Below are 14236 nucleotides of genomic sequence, written 5' to 3'. Positions count from 1 at the left end.
GGTCTATGCTAAGCTTGACCGGGTATGACCCGCAATCTTGGGGCATATTTCGTCGTCATTCGAGAGCACCTTTCACAAGAGTTTTGCTAGCGTTCGGTTCTCACTGATGCGAGGACGTTGCCAAGCTATGCTGTCGAAATTCGAGCGCTATCCCCTCACCTTCGGCCCGAGCCCGATCGAGAAGCTGTCGCGCCTCACCGACCATCTCGGCGGCGATGTCGAGATCTACGCCAAGCGCGAGGATTGCAATTCCGGCCTGGCTTACGGCGGCAACAAGCTGCGCAAGCTCGAATACATCGTGCCCGATGCCATCGCGAGCGGAGCCGATACGCTGGTCTCCATCGGCGGCGTGCAATCCAACCACACCCGCATGGTGGCGGCGGTGGCCGCCAAGATCGGGATGAAGTGCCGGCTGATCCAGGAAGCCTGGGTGCCGCACGAGGATGCGGTCTACGACCGGGTCGGCAACATCCTGCTCTCGCGCATCATGGGCGCGGAGACGCAGCTCGTGGATGACGGGTTCGACATCGGAATCCGCGAGAGCTGGAAGGCGGCCCTGGAGGATGTGAAGGCCAAGGGCGGCAAGCCCTACGCGATTCCCGCCGGCGCCTCCGTGCACAAGTTCGGCGGCCTCGGCTATGTCGGCTTCGCCGAGGAGGTCCGCGCGCAGGAGGCCGAGATGGGCCTGCGCTTCGACTACATCGTCGTGTGCACCGTCACCGGCTCGACCCATGCCGGCATGGTGGTGGGCTTCGCCGCCGATGGCCGCGCCCGCAACGTCATCGGCATCGACGCCTCCTGCACCCCGGCCCAGACCAAGGCACAGGTGCTCGACATCGCGCAGAAGACGGCCGCCCTCATCGGCGCCCCCGAGATCACGGAAGACGACGTGGTCCTCAACGAGGATTACGCCTACCCGGTCTACGGCGTGCCCTCCAAGGAGACCGTCGAGGCGATCCGCCTCTCGGCGCGGCTCGAGGCCATGATCACCGACCCGGTCTACGAGGGGAAGTCGATGCAGGGGATGATCGATCTCACCCGGAAGGGGTTCTTCCCCAAGGGCTCGAAGGTGCTCTACGCCCATCTCGGCGGCGCGCCGGCCCTGAACGGCTACAGCTACACGTTCCGGAACGGCTGATCGGGACGGTTCACGCCCTGCCGGGCTCCGCCGGCGGCAGGGCGGCGATGAGCTGGCTGAGGAACGCCTGCGCCGCATGCGGCAGCTTGCGGTCCCGCATCAGCTGGACCTGAATGCCGCGCCGCAGGCTCGCCTGCGATTGGATCGGGATGCAGACCAGTTCGCCAAGGCGCACCGGCGTCTGCACCGAGAGTGCCGACATCAGCGCGATCCCCTTCGTCCGCCGCACGAAGGGGAGGAGCGCCGTGAGGATGTTGGAGGTCAGCGTCGGCTCGATGGCGATGCCCTCCGCCCGGCAGGCCGTGTCGAAGACGAGACGCGCCGTGGTGTCGAGGGGCGGCATCGCGATCGGATAGGCCTGGAGTTCGTCGATCCGGATCGACGCCCGGCCGGCCAGCGGATGGTCGGGGGCCGCGAGCGCCACCATCTCCACCGTCGCGTCGTAGATCACCGTGACGAGGTTCGTCGGCGCGAGCACGAAGGTGATGCCGATATCGGCGTCGCCCGCCGCCACCACCTGCGTCACCTGAGCCGGCGGCAGGACCTGAATCTCGAACCGGATACCGGGATGGCGCGCGTGAAACTCGGCGATGGCGTTCGGCAAGAGGTCGAGGGCGAACCCTTCCGCCGTGGCGACGCGGATGAAGCCCCGCGCCAGCCCCTGCAATTCCTGGATCTCGGCCGCGACCTGCTCGGCCCGCACCAGGGTCTGGCGGGCATGCCGGGCCAGCAGCTCTCCCGCCGGGCTCAGGACCATGCCGCGGGGACGGCGCTCGAACAGGACGCAATCGAGCTCCGCCTCCAGATTGGCGATCTGCCGGCTGATCGCCGAGGCCGCGACGTTGAGCTGGGCGGAGGCCGCCGCGATGGAGCCCGTGCGGGCAACGGCGAGGAAATAGCGCAGGCCCGACATCTGCATAGGCACGCTCCATTGCCGAAACGGCACGGCGACCATCGATAAATTCTACTTGCTGCGATGCGGAATGCACAACACCATGGCACGAGGAAAAAAGCGGCAGTGCAGATCGGCTACGGGCCGCCGAGCGGCCGGTAGCGGAAGGAATGCGGATCATGGCCAGACATGTTCCCGCGGCAGGCGCCGCGCTCGCTCTCCTGCTGGGGACGTTCAGCGTGCCGGCGCTGGCCGGCAAGGCCAACGATACCCTGGTCTATGCCTCGGATACCGAGCCGGAAAACGTGAGCCCGTATCACAACAGCGCTCGCGAAGGTGTCGTGCTCGCCCGCAACGTCTGGGACACCCTGCTCTACCGCGACCCGAAGACCGGCGCGTATCAGCCGATGCTGGCCACCGCCTGGAAATGGGTCGACCCGACGACCCTCGAACTGACCCTGCGCGAGGGCGTGACCTTCCATAACGGCGACGTCTTCGGCCCCGAGGACGTGGCCTTCACCTTCAATTACGTGCTGACGCCGGAAGCCCGCACGGTGACGAAGCAGAACGTCGACTGGATGAAGTCGACGGAGGTGGTGGACGCCAAGACCGTCCGCATTCACCTCAAGACCGCCTTCCCGGCCGCTCTCGAATACCTCGCCGGACCGACCCCGATCTTCCCGGCCGCTTACTTCAAAAAGGTCGGCCTCGACGGTTTCGCCAAGGCCCCGATCGGCACCGGCCCCTACCGCATCACCAGCGTCGAGAACGGACGCGGGGTGAAGATGGAGCGCAACGCCAAGTACTGGCCCGGCAGCCCGATCGGCACGCCCAAGATCGGCAAGCTCGAATTCCGCGTCATCCCCGATGCCGACAGCCGCATGGCCGAGCTCGTCACCGGCGGCATCGACTGGATCTGGCGGGTGCCGAGCGATCAGGCCGACCAGCTGAAGGGCGCTCCCAACGTCACCGTGCTGAGCGCCGAGACCATGCGGGTCGGCTTCCTGCAATTCGACACGCTCGGCCGCGCCAAGGAGAACTCACCCCTGAAGGATCCCCGCGTCCGCCAGGCGATCTCCTACGCCATCGACCGCAAGGCGATGGTCGACAACCTCGTCCGTGGCGGCAGCCGCGTCATGAACGCGGCCTGTTTCATCGACCAGTTCGGCTGCACCGACGAGGGCGTGCCGCGTTACAGTTACGATCCGGCGAAAGCCAAGGCGCTCCTGAAGGAGGCCGGCTATCCCGACGGGTTCGAGATCGATCTCGGCGCCTATCGCGAGCGCGACTACGCCGAGGCCGTCATCGGGTATCTCCGCGTCGTCGGCATCACCGCCCGGCTCAACTACCTGCGCTACGCGGCGCTGCGCGACATGATCCGGGGCGGCAAGGTCTCCATCGCCTTCCAGACCTGGGGCTCATTCTCGGTTCTCGACGTCTCGGCCTTCACCGGCGTCTACCTCAAGGGCGGTGACGAGGACCTGACCAAGGATCCCGAGACCATCGCGGCGCTCCAGGCCGGGGACGGCGCCACCGATCCGGCCGCGCGCAAGGTGAAATATGCCGAGGCGCTCAAGCGCATCGCTGCCCAGGCCTACATCCTGCCGCTGTTCTCCTACTCGACCAACTACGCCTTCACCTCGGACCTGACCTTCACGGCGCAGCCCGATGAGTTGCCGCGCTTCTACGCGGCGAGCTGGAAGTAAGGGTCGCATCCGAGGCGCGAAGCGCGGCTCATGGAAGGCGTACCCGTTCACTCATCGCGGATGCAGCCCGCGCCGTCCCCTCTCCCCTCTGCGGGGGAGGGAGAAGCCCGCGGATCGCTCTCGGCAGAGCCGAACAATCGTCCGGACGACGAACGTCACGACCCGTAACGGACCAAAGGAACCGGCCCATGCTCAGGTTCATGCTGCAACGCATTCTCGTCGCCATCGCGGTCGCCGTGACGGTGTCGGTGGCGAGCTTCATGCTGCTGCACCTCTCCGGTGACCTCGCCACCGCCATCGCGGGGCCGGAAGCCACCTCCGCCCAGGTCGAGGCGATCCGGGTCCAGTACGGGCTGAACCAGCCGATGCTGGCGCAATTCACCGCCTGGGCGTGGAAAGCGCTGCATTTCGATTTCGGCAATTCCTTCTACTTCCGGGAAAGCGTCGTCGATCTCCTCGCCTCCCGCATGCCGATCACCCTGTTCCTCGGCGTGGTGGCGCTGGCCGTCGCCCTGTTCGTGGCGATCCCGCTCGGCGTGCTGGCGGCGGTGAAGCGCGACACGTGGATCGACCGGCTCGCTCTATCGGTCTCGGTGCTGGGGCAGGCGATGCCGAGCTTCTGGTTCGGCCTCACGCTCATCATGATCTTCTCGGTGAATCTGCGCTGGCTGCCGGTCTCGGGCAACACGACCTGGAAGCACTTCGTGCTGCCGGCCATCGCGCTCGGCTACTACGCCATGCCCGCCGTGATGCGCCTCACCCGCAACGGCATGCTCGAAGTGCTGGCCTCGGACTATGTCCGCACCGCCCGCGCCAAAGGTCTCCCACCGCGAAAGATCCTGATCCGGCATGCGCTCCGCAACGCCGTGATCCCGGTGATCGCGCTCGCCGCCGTGCAGTTCGGCTTCATGCTCGGCGGCTCCATCGTGATCGAGGCGGTGTTCTCGCTCCAGGGGCTCGGGCAGCTCGCCTGGGAATCCATCGCCCGCAACGACTTCCCCGTGGTGCAGGCGATCGTGCTGGTCCTGGCGATGATCTACATCGCCCTGACCCTGGCCGCCGACCTCCTCAACGCTTTCCTCGATCCCCGGCTGCGCCAATGACCCTTCAGCCGTCTTCCTCCCCAGTGGCTCCCGCCCTTCCCTCTGCCGACCTGCTGGTCCAGGCCGGTCCTGTGCCCGACGCGAACGCGCCGCTGCCGGCGTCGCGCTCGCCCACGGCGCTCGCCCTCCGGCGCGGCCTGCGTCACGGCGGCTTCATGATCGGCGCGATGATCCTCGGCGGGATCGTCCTCGCGGCTCTGGCCGCGCCCCTGATCGCCCCGCACGACCCCTATGCCCAGGACGTCTCGCGCCGCCTGATCCCGCCGATCTGGAACGCGAAGGGGACGTGGGACCACATCCTCGGCACCGACAAGCTCGGGCGCGACTATCTCAGCCGCCTGATCTACGGCAGCCAGATCTCCCTTCTCATCGGGATCGCGGCGGCCTGCATCTCCGGCCTGATCGGCACCGTGCTCGGCATCTGCGCCGGCTATTTCGGCGGCAAGGTCGACGCGGTGGTGAGCTACGTCGTCACCACGCGCCTCGCCATGCCGGTGGTGCTCGTGGCTTTGGCCATGGCCTCCCTGGTGGGCGGTTCGCTGAAGGTGGTGGTCCTGGTGCTGGGCCTGCTGCTGTGGGACCGTTTCGCCGTGGTGACGCGAGCCGCCACCCGCCAGATCCGCGACCAGGATTTCGTCGCGGCGGCCCGCGCCGCCGGCTTCTCGAACACCCGGATCCTGTTCCAGGAGATCCTGCCCAACATCTTCAACGCGCTCATCGTCGTGGCGACCCTGGAGATGGCGCACGCGATCCTGCTGGAAGCGGCCCTGTCGTTCCTCGGCCTCGGCGTCCAGCCGCCCCTGCCCTCCTGGGGGCTGATGATCGCCGAGGGCAAGCCGTACATGTTCTTCCAGCCCTGGGTCATCACCATCCCGGGCGTCGCCCTCCTCGTCCTCGTTCTCGCCATCAACCTCCTGGGCGACGGATTGCGCGACGTCACGGCACCCGAGGGGCGGCGCTGAGCGCTCCCCCTCGCCTCGCATTCACACCCAATTCCGCCCACCCGACACAGAGTGGATCCATGTCCCGACACGATGCGATCGCGCACGCCGCGCGCCACTACGACGGAGGCGGTTTCCGCGCCGTCCTGCAGGATGCCGTCGCCCGCCCGACCGAGAGCCAGACCACGGGGCAATTGCCGGCGCTCCGTGCCTACCTGTCCGACTTTCTCATGCCCGCCATCGCGCCGTTGGGTTTCACCGGTCGCATCCTCGACAATCCCGACGGCGAGCACGGCCCCTTCCTCATCGCCGAGCGCCACGAGGGCGACGCCCTGCCCACCGTGCTGATCTACGGCCACGGCGACACCGTGCGCGGCTATCCCGAACAATGGCGCGACGGCCTCGACCCGTGGGCGATCGTCGTCGAGGGCGACCGCTGGTACGGTCGCGGCACCGCCGACAACAAGGGCCAGCACATCATCAATCTCGGCGCGCTCGAGGCGGTGATGGCGGCGAGAGGCGGACGCCTCGGCTTCAACACCAAGCTCCTCATCGAAATGGGCGAGGAATCCGGTTCGCCGGGTCTGCGCGACCTGTGCCGGGCCGAGGCGCGCGCTCTTGCCGCCGACGTGCTCATCGCCTCGGACGGGCCACGGGTGAGCGCGGAACGCCCCACGCTCTTCCTCGGCTCGCGCGGAGGCTACACGTTCGAACTCATCGTGAACCTGCGTGAGGGCAGCCACCATTCGGGCAATTGGGGCGGCCTGCTGCGCAACCCGGGCACGGTGCTCGCCAACGCCATCGCGACCCTGGTCGACGGGCGCGGCAAGATCCTCCTCGATGCCCTGCGGCCCCCCGCGATCCCCGAGGGCGTGCGCGCCGCGCTCGCCGACATCGCGGTGGGCACCGACCCCACCGCGCCGAGGATCGACGAGGATTGGGGCGAGCCCGGCCTCAATGCGGCCGAGCGCGTCTTCGGCTGGAACACCCTCGAAGTGCTGGCCTTCAAGACCGGCGACCCCGACGGACCGCTCAATGCGGTGCCGCCCCACGCCAAGGCGACACTGCAGCTGCGCTTCGTCGTCGGCACCGACTGGGAGGGCCTGATCCCGGCAGTGCGCGCCCATCTCGATGCGAACGGCTTTCCCATGGTCGAGGTGCGGGCGGCCCGTTCCGAAGTGTTCCGTGCCACCCGCCTTCCCGTCGAGGACCCTTGGGTCGGCTGGGCGCTGGCCTCCATCGAGGCCAGCACGGGCAAGCGCCCGGCTTTGCTGCCCAATCTCGGCGGGTCGCTGCCCAACGACGCCTTCTCCGAGATCCTCGGCCTGCCGACCCTGTGGGTGCCGCATTCCTACCCGGCCTGCCTCCAGCACGGGCCGGACGAGCATTTGCTCGGGCCGATGAGCCGCGAGGCACTGATGCTGATGGCCGGCCTGTTCTGGGATCTCGGGGAGACCGGACCCGGCATCCTGGGCCAGCGCGACGCCAAACGGGAGACCTGAACCATGAGCGAGCCTGTCGTCAGCATCCGCAACCTCACCCTGGCCCTGCCCAAGGGAGCGGACCGGCCGCATGCGGTGGAGGATCTCTCCCTCGACCTGATGCCGGGCAAGATCCTCTGCGTCGTCGGCGAATCGGGCTCGGGCAAATCCATGAGCGCCTATGCGCTCACCGGCCTGCTGCCGCGTGCCCTCACGCCCGTCGGCGGCAGCATCGTGTTCGAGGGGCGGGACCTGCTCACCCTCGGCGAGCGCGACTGGCGTGCCTTGCGCGGGCGCCGCATCGCCATGGTGTTCCAGGAGCCCATGACGGCCCTCAACCCGGTCATGCGGATCGGCGACCAGATCGCCGAGATGTTCGAGGCGCACGGCCTCCTCACCAAGGCCGAGCGTCGGGCCAAGGCCATCGCGCTCGCCACCGAGGTCGGCCTGCCCGACCCGGCGCAGATCGTGCGTGCCTATCCGCATCAGCTGTCGGGCGGACAGCGCCAGCGCGCGATGATCGCAATGGCTCTGGCGCTGGAGCCCTCGATCCTCGTCGCCGACGAGCCGACCACGGCGCTGGACGTCACCACCCAGGCGCAGATCCTGAAGCTCGTCCGCGACCTGCAGCGGCGGCGGGGCATGAGCGTCCTGTTCATCACCCACGATTTCGGCGTCGTCGCGGACATCGCCGACCATGTGGCGGTGCTCCAGCGCGGCAAGCTGGTGGAATCGGGCTCCGCCGACGAGGTCCTGAGGAACCCGCAGCATCCCTACACCAAGGCGCTGCTGGCGGCGGTGCCGAGCATCGTGCCGCCGGAGCGCGCATCACGGGAGGGCGCGCCCATCGCCCTGTCTGCCATCGGCTTGACGAAAACCTACACGTCGCGTCGTGGCCTGTTCGGGCCGCCGCGCATCGTCCACGCGGTCAAGGAGGTGGCGTTCGACGTCCGGCGCGGCGAGACCTTGGGGCTCGTGGGCGAATCGGGCTCGGGCAAATCCACCACGGCGCGCCTCGCCATCCGGCTCATCGACCCGGACCGGGGCACCGTCCGCCTCGGCGCGCTGGATTACACGGCTTTGGGGCCGCGCGCGCTCCGCGCCGAGCGCAAGCGCATCCAGATGATCTTCCAGGACCCCTTCGCCTCCCTCAACCCGCGCCGGACCGTGGAGCAGATCATCACCGCCGGGCCGATCGCCCATGGCACGCCCGTCCGCGAGGCAAGGGAGCGGGCGCGGGAACTCCTCGATCTCGTCGGCCTGTCGCCCAGCGCCGCCGAGCGATATCCAAATGCCTTCTCCGGCGGCCAGCGCCAGCGCATCGGCATCGCACGGGCGCTCGCCATGGAGCCCGACGTGCTGGTCGCCGACGAGGCCGTCTCGGCCCTCGACGTGTCGGTCCAGGCCCAGGTGCTCGACCTTCTCGAGGATCTGAAGCAGCGCCTGAACCTCGCCATGCTGTTCATCACCCACGACCTGCGCGTCGCCGCCAAGATCTGCGACCGGATCGCGGTGATGCATCGCGGCGAGATCGTGGAGCAGCGGCCGACCGCCGATCTGTTCCGCCGGCCGGACCATCCCTACACGCGGGATCTGCTCTCGGCCGTGCCCGGATTGCAGATGGACGTGGCCTGACGCGCGAGAGGCGCTACTTGCGCCAGGCGTCGATCCAGGACGTCACCGGGTCGACCACGTAGGACAGGAGCGAGGTGGCCCAGCCCCTCGCCCTCGCGCCGATCGATGGCTTGCCCTGTCGACGGGCCTCGGCCTCGGCCGCCTGGGCCACCAGCATCGCCGAGACGTAACTGTTCTCCAGGGTCTTGCATTCGGCCAAAGCGGCCTTCTGCGCGGCATGGGTCGGCAGGCCGGCGGGTTGCCCGGAAAAGGCCTGCCGCACGCATTTGTGCCAGCGCCGCTCCAGGAGATCGAGATCGGCGCCTGCTGCCGGCGCGTCCTGAGCCATCGCCTCCTGAGCAAAGGCTCCCGCCGATGCCGCGACGCCCGCCACGAAGGCAGCCGCCATCAGGGCCTGAGCCGCTACCCGGCGGCCCGGTCGAGGATACGTCGTCGTCCGAGGCTCGCTAGCGGGCAAGGGCCCGCGTCTCGTCGAGGACGGCTTCCACCGCGGCGATCGCATTTTCCAGCTCCGCGATGCGGCGCAGCGTGCTGTCGGCCGGCATCGTTTCATGCTCCGCCGCTTCCAGGATCAGGGCGCGCTGACGAGCTTTGAGACGGTCCAGGAGAGATTCGAGCTTAGGCATGAACCGCACTTAACCGCACGTTGCGCGATCGACAACATTTGTTTGCACCGAAATTGACGCCCTGTTGGTGGGGAATGACCCTGAAACACAAGATTCCACCGGAGTGTGGCCAAGATGAAATAGCGCCTGCGTACTTCACCTCCGCCCCGTGCTGTCCGGCGAGGACGGCTAAGGTCGCGTGCTGAACCTTTCCCACGGCCGCGGGTTCACAAAGCCTCGAGGCAACCCCCACCCCGGAAACCGTGATCATGTCGAAGACGATGTCCGCCGACTTCAAGAGCCGCCGCGATGCCGAGACCGCAGTCGAGCACATCGTCCAGGAACACGGGATCGACCGGGGCGCCGTGACCATCGCCCCCGCCGGCGACGACAACACCGCCGGGACCGAGGCGGCGCGGGCCGATATCGAGGATGGCCGCCTGAAGGAAGGCACCGAGGGCGAGCCCGCTCTGGAGGGCGAGATCCGCGTCACCGTCGCGTTCGACGACGGGCTGACCGAGAAGGTGATGACGTCGTTCGAGACCTATGGCGGACGCGCGATCGACGCCGTCTGATCCGGCTCGACGATCAGCGCTGTGACGGCTCGACCCGACCGGAATCCAGCGGGAGGCCGGCGGTGAGCCAGAGCTTGAGGGCGTCGAAGGTCCAACGGGCGCCCTCGATCACGTGATGCGGTGGGCCTTCCTCGCCGGACCGGTCGAGGAAGGTTCGAAACGAGGCCCACATCGCCCCCGTGTCCCGCTTGCCGTAGCCTTCGTAATAGGCGCACCCGCCCGATGCGATCTCCGCCCCGAGGCTGCGGTGAAGGTGATGGGCGATGACCTGCCCGCCCAGGGTCGAGCCTTCCGTGACGTAGAGCGCGCCGAGAAGGGCGGGGCGCGTGTGGAAGGCGGTGCCCGCCGCAAAGCGCGGTAGCGCCTCGATCGTGTCCTTCGTCAGTCCGAAATGGACGAGATCGCGTTCCAGCAAGCGCAGCTTGCCGCGCGGCTGCGCGAAGGCAGGTTCGAAGCTTGCGGCGATTGCGGGCTCGAAGACCCGGTGGAACCCCCACCAGCGGCTGAGGAGAGCGAGGTATCCCTCCCGCGTCGCCATCCGCCGCCGCCAGTCGAGCCGGTGTTCCAGATCCTCGTGACGGTCACGCGTCTCCTCTCGGAGCCGTTCGCTCAATGACGGGGCCGCGGACGCATGGGCCGCGCCGCTCACGGCAGGCCGGCCGGCTCGGGCGCGCCGATCGGGGCGGTCATGATCACCCTCAGCCCCGGGTGATTGTTGGTGTTCTCGATGGTGCCGCCGAGGCGGTCGACCATGGCGTTGAGCATCCGCGTCCCGAATCCGCTCCGCGTGCCGGTCTTGCCCTGGCCCTGATCGGCGACGATCAGGCGGAAGCGGTTGCGATGCTGTTCGAGGCTGATGGCGATCGGCCCGACGGCACCGGCATAGGCGTATTTGTTGGCGTTGATGACGAGCTCGGTCAGGATCAGCCCGATGCTCACGGCGGCATCGGTGGGAATGGTCACGGGGGCGAAGTCGGTACTGAACTGATCCGTCCAGTCGGGTCCCATCGACGATTTCATCTCCGTGACGAGATCCTCGAGGTAGCGCGCGAGATCGATCATCTCGACATTGTCGTCGCTGTAGAGCCGCCGGTGGACCAGGGCCACGGCGGACAGACGGCGCTGCGCCTCGCCCAGGGACTTGCTGAGATCCGCGTTGCCCTCCGCCCTCGCCTGCAGGGACAGGAAGGCCGAGACGAGCTGAAGGCTGTTCTGGACGCGGTGGTTCACTTCCTTGATCAGGTAGTCCTTCTGGACCAGCAGGCTTTCCTTGTCCGCCACGGTGGCGCCGAGTTCGCGGTTGAGCTCGCGGATGCGCCGGGTCTGGCGCGCCTCGTACAATTCGCGGACGATGCGCTGCGCCGCCTCGATCTCGGGAAGGGTCCAGGGTTTGGCATGGCCGTGGACCTCCTCGGTCCAGGCCTCGAAGGAGGCGCGGGGGCTCAGGGTGTCGCCGACGGCGACGGCGGCCTTGTGCGGGTTGCCCGCCCAGTTCACGAGTTCGATCTGCTCGGCCCGGAACCACATCAGGATGATCGGCTCATCCCCCGACAGGACCACGGCGAGGAGACCGCTCGCCAGCGCGCGATAGGCGTCGGCACGCGGGAACCGCTTGCTGAGGGCGTGGGTGTGGAGGGCCTGCGCGCCGCCCACCGTCCGGACCCAGGCGGCGATCTCGCGCAGGTCGGCCTCGTCGGCGCAGCGTCCGGTCCGGTGGAGATCCCTGCCCTGCAGGAGCGCGAAGCCATCGGCCCCGAGCATGCGGCGCAGATCCTCGCTCGTCTCGATGAGGATGTCCGAGAGGGGCGCTTCGCCCAGGACCTTTCCGGAGACCACGTCCTCGGCGCTGCGCAGCTGGAGCCGCTCGCGGTAATCCTCGGCTTCCTCCCGCGACCTGATCTGGCGCGCGACGCTCCCCGCCAGAGCCTGGCAGGCCATCCGCTGCCCGAAGGCGAGGATGCGGGGCGTGCGGTGGTGGCAGGCGACGAGCCCCCACAGGATGCCGTCCTTGACGATGGAGATCGAGGCCGAGGCCGCCACGTCCATGTTGCGCAGATATTGAAGGTGGATCGGCGAGACGCTGCGCAGGTCGACATCGCTGAGGTCGAGCCGGGACAGCTCCTTCGGCCGGATCGGTTGCGGCACATAGGCGACGTCGGGGATCACCCGGACGCGGTTGCGGATGTAGAGCGCCCGCGCCTGTTTCGGGATGTCGGAGGCCGGGAAGTGGTGGTGCAGGAAACTGCCGAGTTCGGGGACCCGGCTCTCCGCGATGACCACACCCGCATCGTCGTCGAGGAAGCGATAGACCATCACCCGGTCGAACCCGGTGACCTCACGGAACGACGTCGCCGCCCGTTCACACAGCGTCTTGAGGTCGGCGGCCCGCTCCAGCGCGCTCCCGGCGCGGTCGAGCCAGCCGAGCAGGCTGGCGGCATCGGTCCATTGGGCGGCCTGCGGCTCGAGCTGCACCAGCCATTGGCCGTCCTGGAAGCGGGCGGTGGCATCCATCGCCGCGTGCAGGCCCTCGACCCGGCCGATCACGACGGTCTCGTCCTGCGGCGCGTCGACAAGGAGAGCGGCATGGGTCGCGCCGAGAAGTTCCGACAGCGTCCGGCCGGTCCATTCCGCGGCCAGCATTCCCTCGATGTCGCCCGCGCCGCCGACCACCCTCTGGTCTTCGGCGCCCGCGATTAGCAGGAGCCCGTGCGGCTGGATCGCCCCCGGAACATGGATCGGCTCTCGGTCGCAGACGGTCAGATCTGGGCCGAGATCCGAGACGTCACCGTCCTGGCGAGGATCCAGGGCCGGATCGGCCGTCCGGGGGGCACTCAGTTGCGTCATACGTCCATTCTGTAGCGTCTGTAGGCCGTCGGAAACCTGAACGGCCAACCTCCCGCATCCCCCGAACCGCGTGTCCGAAAGACAATCCTTCTTGGGCGGCCGAGTAGGAGCCGATTCGCCGACCCCCATCCCGCCGTGTGGAGACACGATACGGGAGGAAATCTGCCGCCCGTCGAAGGTGGGGCGAGGATTTATTTAGTGACTCTACGCAGCTTTGCCATATCGACGCCACACATAGTTTGCCAGTCTTATATGTGTACTTTCATACAAACGGAATTGTGTTGATTGAAGCTCGGCTGTACTGACGGGAGCGACTGTCCCGGATCGATGCCGATCACGCCCCCATCAGGACCGATACGTGGGCGGCCACCGAGTCGCCGAGGCCCTTCAAGTCGTAGCCGCCCTCCAGCAGCGACACGATCCTGCCGTCGCAGGTGCGGTCGGCGATCTCCATCACCTGGGCCGTGGCCCAGGCGAAATCCTCGGCCTCCAGCATCAGGTTGGCCAGCGGGTCGCGCCAATGGGCGTCGAAGCCGGCGGAGATGACGATCAGATCGGGTTTGAACGCCTCGAGACGGGTGAGGATGCGGCTTCGCATCGCCTCCTTGAAGGCGTCGCCATCGGCGAAGGGCTTGAGCGGCGCGTTGACGATGTTGCCGTGCTCGCCCTCCTCGGACACCGCTCCGCTGCCGGGATAGAGCGGCATCTGGTGGGTGGAGCAGAACAGCACCGACGGGTCCGACCAGACGATGTCCTGCGTGCCGTTGCCGTGATGCACGTCCCAATCGACGATGGCGACGCGCTCCGCCCCGTGGACTTTCCTGGCGTGAAGGGCGGCGATCGCCGCGTTGTTGAACACGCAGAAGCCCATCGCCTTGGTGCGTTCCGCATGGTGCCCCGGCGGCCGCATGGCCGAGAAGGCGTTGCGGGCCGCCCCCGTCATCACGAGGTCGACGCCTTGCACCGCCGCACCGACACCGCGCAGGACGCAATCCATGGTGCCGGGCGAGAGCACCGTATCGGAATCGAGATGGGCAAGCCCCTCGCTCGGGACCAAGCGGAGGATGGCGCGGACCCATTCCTCGGGATGGGCGAGGAACACCGATTCGAGGGCGGCGGCGTCCGGCGAGCGACGGTCGAGGCCGGAGAAGTCCGCCGTCCCGAGGGCCTCCCGGACCGCCTTCATGCGCTCCGGCCGCTCGGGATGTCCGTGCGGCGTGCGATGCTCGAACGCGGCCGCATGATGGAACAGGACGGTCATCGACATCTCCCCTCGTCAATCTGGCATTGGGTATACCAGCTTGAGCGAGGGATGA

Annotated in this window: 13 protein-coding genes; 7 read left to right on the top strand and 6 right to left on the bottom strand. The window is 67.9% G+C overall.

Annotation, left to right across the window (positions count from 1 at the left end; all coding sequences use genetic code 11):
- Positions 1 to 127 precede the first annotated feature (127 nt).
- Positions 128 to 1138 (top strand): 1-aminocyclopropane-1-carboxylate deaminase, encoded by a 1011-nt coding sequence (locus ASF34_RS18805; RefSeq protein ID WP_018043348.1) that lies wholly within the window; start codon positions 128 to 130, stop codon positions 1136 to 1138.
- Positions 1139 to 1148: 10 nt separating this feature from the next.
- Here the strand turns inward: ASF34_RS18805 and ASF34_RS18800 are convergent, their stop codons facing one another.
- Positions 1149 to 2057 (bottom strand): LysR family transcriptional regulator, encoded by a 909-nt coding sequence (locus ASF34_RS18800; RefSeq protein ID WP_026175857.1) that lies wholly within the window; start codon positions 2055 to 2057, stop codon positions 1149 to 1151.
- Between the two features lie 143 nt (positions 2058 to 2200).
- Between ASF34_RS18800 and ASF34_RS18795 the strand changes: the two genes are divergently transcribed.
- The 5 genes from ASF34_RS18795 to ASF34_RS18775 all read left to right on the top strand — a co-directional run bounded on the left by ASF34_RS18795 (position 2201) and on the right by ASF34_RS18775 (position 8896).
- Positions 2201 to 3736 carry an ABC transporter substrate-binding protein gene (locus tag ASF34_RS18795; RefSeq protein WP_056163423.1) on the top strand — a complete coding sequence of 512 codons (1536 nt, stop codon included), beginning with the start codon at positions 2201 to 2203 and terminating at the stop codon, positions 3734 to 3736.
- A 188-nt stretch (positions 3737 to 3924) separates the two neighbouring features.
- Complete coding sequence (locus tag ASF34_RS18790; protein ID WP_056163420.1) at positions 3925 to 4839, top strand: ABC transporter permease; 915 nt, start codon at positions 3925 to 3927, stop codon at positions 4837 to 4839.
- The gene (locus ASF34_RS18785; protein ID WP_200913330.1) at positions 4836 to 5801 is read left to right on the top strand and encodes an ABC transporter permease; all 966 of its coding nucleotides are present in this window, start codon (positions 4836 to 4838) and stop codon (positions 5799 to 5801) included. Before ASF34_RS18790 ends, ASF34_RS18785 begins: the two co-directional genes overlap by 4 nt.
- A gap of 59 nt (positions 5802 to 5860) precedes the next feature.
- Positions 5861 to 7282, top strand: a complete 1422-nt coding sequence (locus ASF34_RS18780; protein WP_056163416.1) for a M20 family metallopeptidase — start codon at positions 5861 to 5863, stop codon at positions 7280 to 7282.
- A gap of 3 nt (positions 7283 to 7285) precedes the next feature.
- Complete coding sequence (locus ASF34_RS18775; RefSeq protein ID WP_056163413.1) at positions 7286 to 8896, top strand: ABC transporter ATP-binding protein; 1611 nt, start codon at positions 7286 to 7288, stop codon at positions 8894 to 8896.
- A 13-nt stretch (positions 8897 to 8909) separates the two neighbouring features.
- Here ASF34_RS18775 and ASF34_RS18770 read toward each other — a convergent pair whose 3' ends face one another.
- Positions 8910 to 9284, bottom strand: a complete 375-nt coding sequence (locus ASF34_RS18770; RefSeq protein ID WP_056163411.1) for a hypothetical protein — start codon at positions 9282 to 9284, stop codon at positions 8910 to 8912.
- Positions 9285 to 9342: 58 nt separating this feature from the next.
- Complete coding sequence (locus ASF34_RS18765) at positions 9343 to 9522, bottom strand: hypothetical protein (RefSeq protein WP_018043340.1); 180 nt, start codon at positions 9520 to 9522, stop codon at positions 9343 to 9345.
- Between the two features lie 248 nt (positions 9523 to 9770).
- Between ASF34_RS18765 and ASF34_RS18760 the strand changes: the two genes are divergently transcribed.
- Complete coding sequence (locus tag ASF34_RS18760; protein ID WP_018043339.1) at positions 9771 to 10076, top strand: hypothetical protein; 306 nt, start codon at positions 9771 to 9773, stop codon at positions 10074 to 10076.
- 13 nt (positions 10077 to 10089) lie between these two features.
- Here ASF34_RS18760 and ASF34_RS18755 read toward each other — a convergent pair whose 3' ends face one another.
- The 3 genes from ASF34_RS18755 to ASF34_RS18745 all read right to left on the bottom strand — a co-directional run bounded on the left by ASF34_RS18755 (position 10090) and on the right by ASF34_RS18745 (position 14181).
- The gene (locus ASF34_RS18755; RefSeq protein ID WP_244479045.1) at positions 10090 to 10689 is read right to left on the bottom strand and encodes a biliverdin-producing heme oxygenase; all 600 of its coding nucleotides are present in this window, start codon (positions 10687 to 10689) and stop codon (positions 10090 to 10092) included.
- Between the two features lie 32 nt (positions 10690 to 10721).
- Positions 10722 to 12920 carry a histidine kinase dimerization/phosphoacceptor domain -containing protein gene (locus ASF34_RS18750; protein ID WP_056163402.1) on the bottom strand — a complete coding sequence of 733 codons (2199 nt, stop codon included), beginning with the start codon at positions 12918 to 12920 and terminating at the stop codon, positions 10722 to 10724.
- Positions 12921 to 13254: 334 nt separating this feature from the next.
- Positions 13255 to 14181, bottom strand: coding sequence for a histone deacetylase family protein (locus ASF34_RS18745; protein WP_056163720.1), 927 nt, complete (start codon positions 14179 to 14181; stop codon positions 13255 to 13257).
- Positions 14182 to 14236: the final 55 nt, after the last annotated feature.

Origin of the sequence: Methylobacterium sp. Leaf106 (genome assembly GCF_001422895.1) — a bacterium.
Classification (GTDB): Bacteria; Pseudomonadota; Alphaproteobacteria; order Rhizobiales; family Beijerinckiaceae; genus Methylobacterium; species Methylobacterium bullatum.
The sequence above is the reverse complement of the archived record's forward strand: the minus strand, read 5'-3'. Positions and strand labels throughout refer to the sequence as shown.

Bases quoted from the DNA above. Each gene is read 5' to 3' on its own strand.
- ASF34_RS18795 (WP_056163423.1), top strand. From the start codon at position 2,201: ATGCGGATCATGGCCAGACATGTTCCCGCGGCAGGCGCCGCGCTCGCT.
- ASF34_RS18780 (WP_056163416.1), top strand. From the start codon at position 5,861: ATGTCCCGACACGATGCGATCGCGCACGCCGCGCGCCACTACGACGGA.
- ASF34_RS18765 (WP_018043340.1), bottom strand. From the start codon at position 9,522: ATGCCTAAGCTCGAATCTCTCCTGGACCGTCTCAAAGCTCGTCAGCGC.
- ASF34_RS18785 (WP_200913330.1), top strand. From the start codon at position 4,836: ATGACCCTTCAGCCGTCTTCCTCCCCAGTGGCTCCCGCCCTTCCCTCT.
- ASF34_RS18800 (WP_026175857.1), bottom strand. From the start codon at position 2,057: ATGCAGATGTCGGGCCTGCGCTATTTCCTCGCCGTTGCCCGCACGGGC.
- ASF34_RS18770 (WP_056163411.1), bottom strand. From the start codon at position 9,284: ATGGCGGCTGCCTTCGTGGCGGGCGTCGCGGCATCGGCGGGAGCCTTT.
- ASF34_RS18805 (WP_018043348.1), top strand. From the start codon at position 128: ATGCTGTCGAAATTCGAGCGCTATCCCCTCACCTTCGGCCCGAGCCCG.
- ASF34_RS18790 (WP_056163420.1), top strand. From the start codon at position 3,925: ATGCTCAGGTTCATGCTGCAACGCATTCTCGTCGCCATCGCGGTCGCC.
- ASF34_RS18760 (WP_018043339.1), top strand. From the start codon at position 9,771: ATGTCGAAGACGATGTCCGCCGACTTCAAGAGCCGCCGCGATGCCGAG.
- ASF34_RS18745 (WP_056163720.1), bottom strand. From the start codon at position 14,181: ATGACCGTCCTGTTCCATCATGCGGCCGCGTTCGAGCATCGCACGCCG.
- ASF34_RS18750 (WP_056163402.1), bottom strand. From the start codon at position 12,920: ATGACGCAACTGAGTGCCCCCCGGACGGCCGATCCGGCCCTGGATCCT.
- ASF34_RS18775 (WP_056163413.1), top strand. From the start codon at position 7,286: ATGAGCGAGCCTGTCGTCAGCATCCGCAACCTCACCCTGGCCCTGCCC.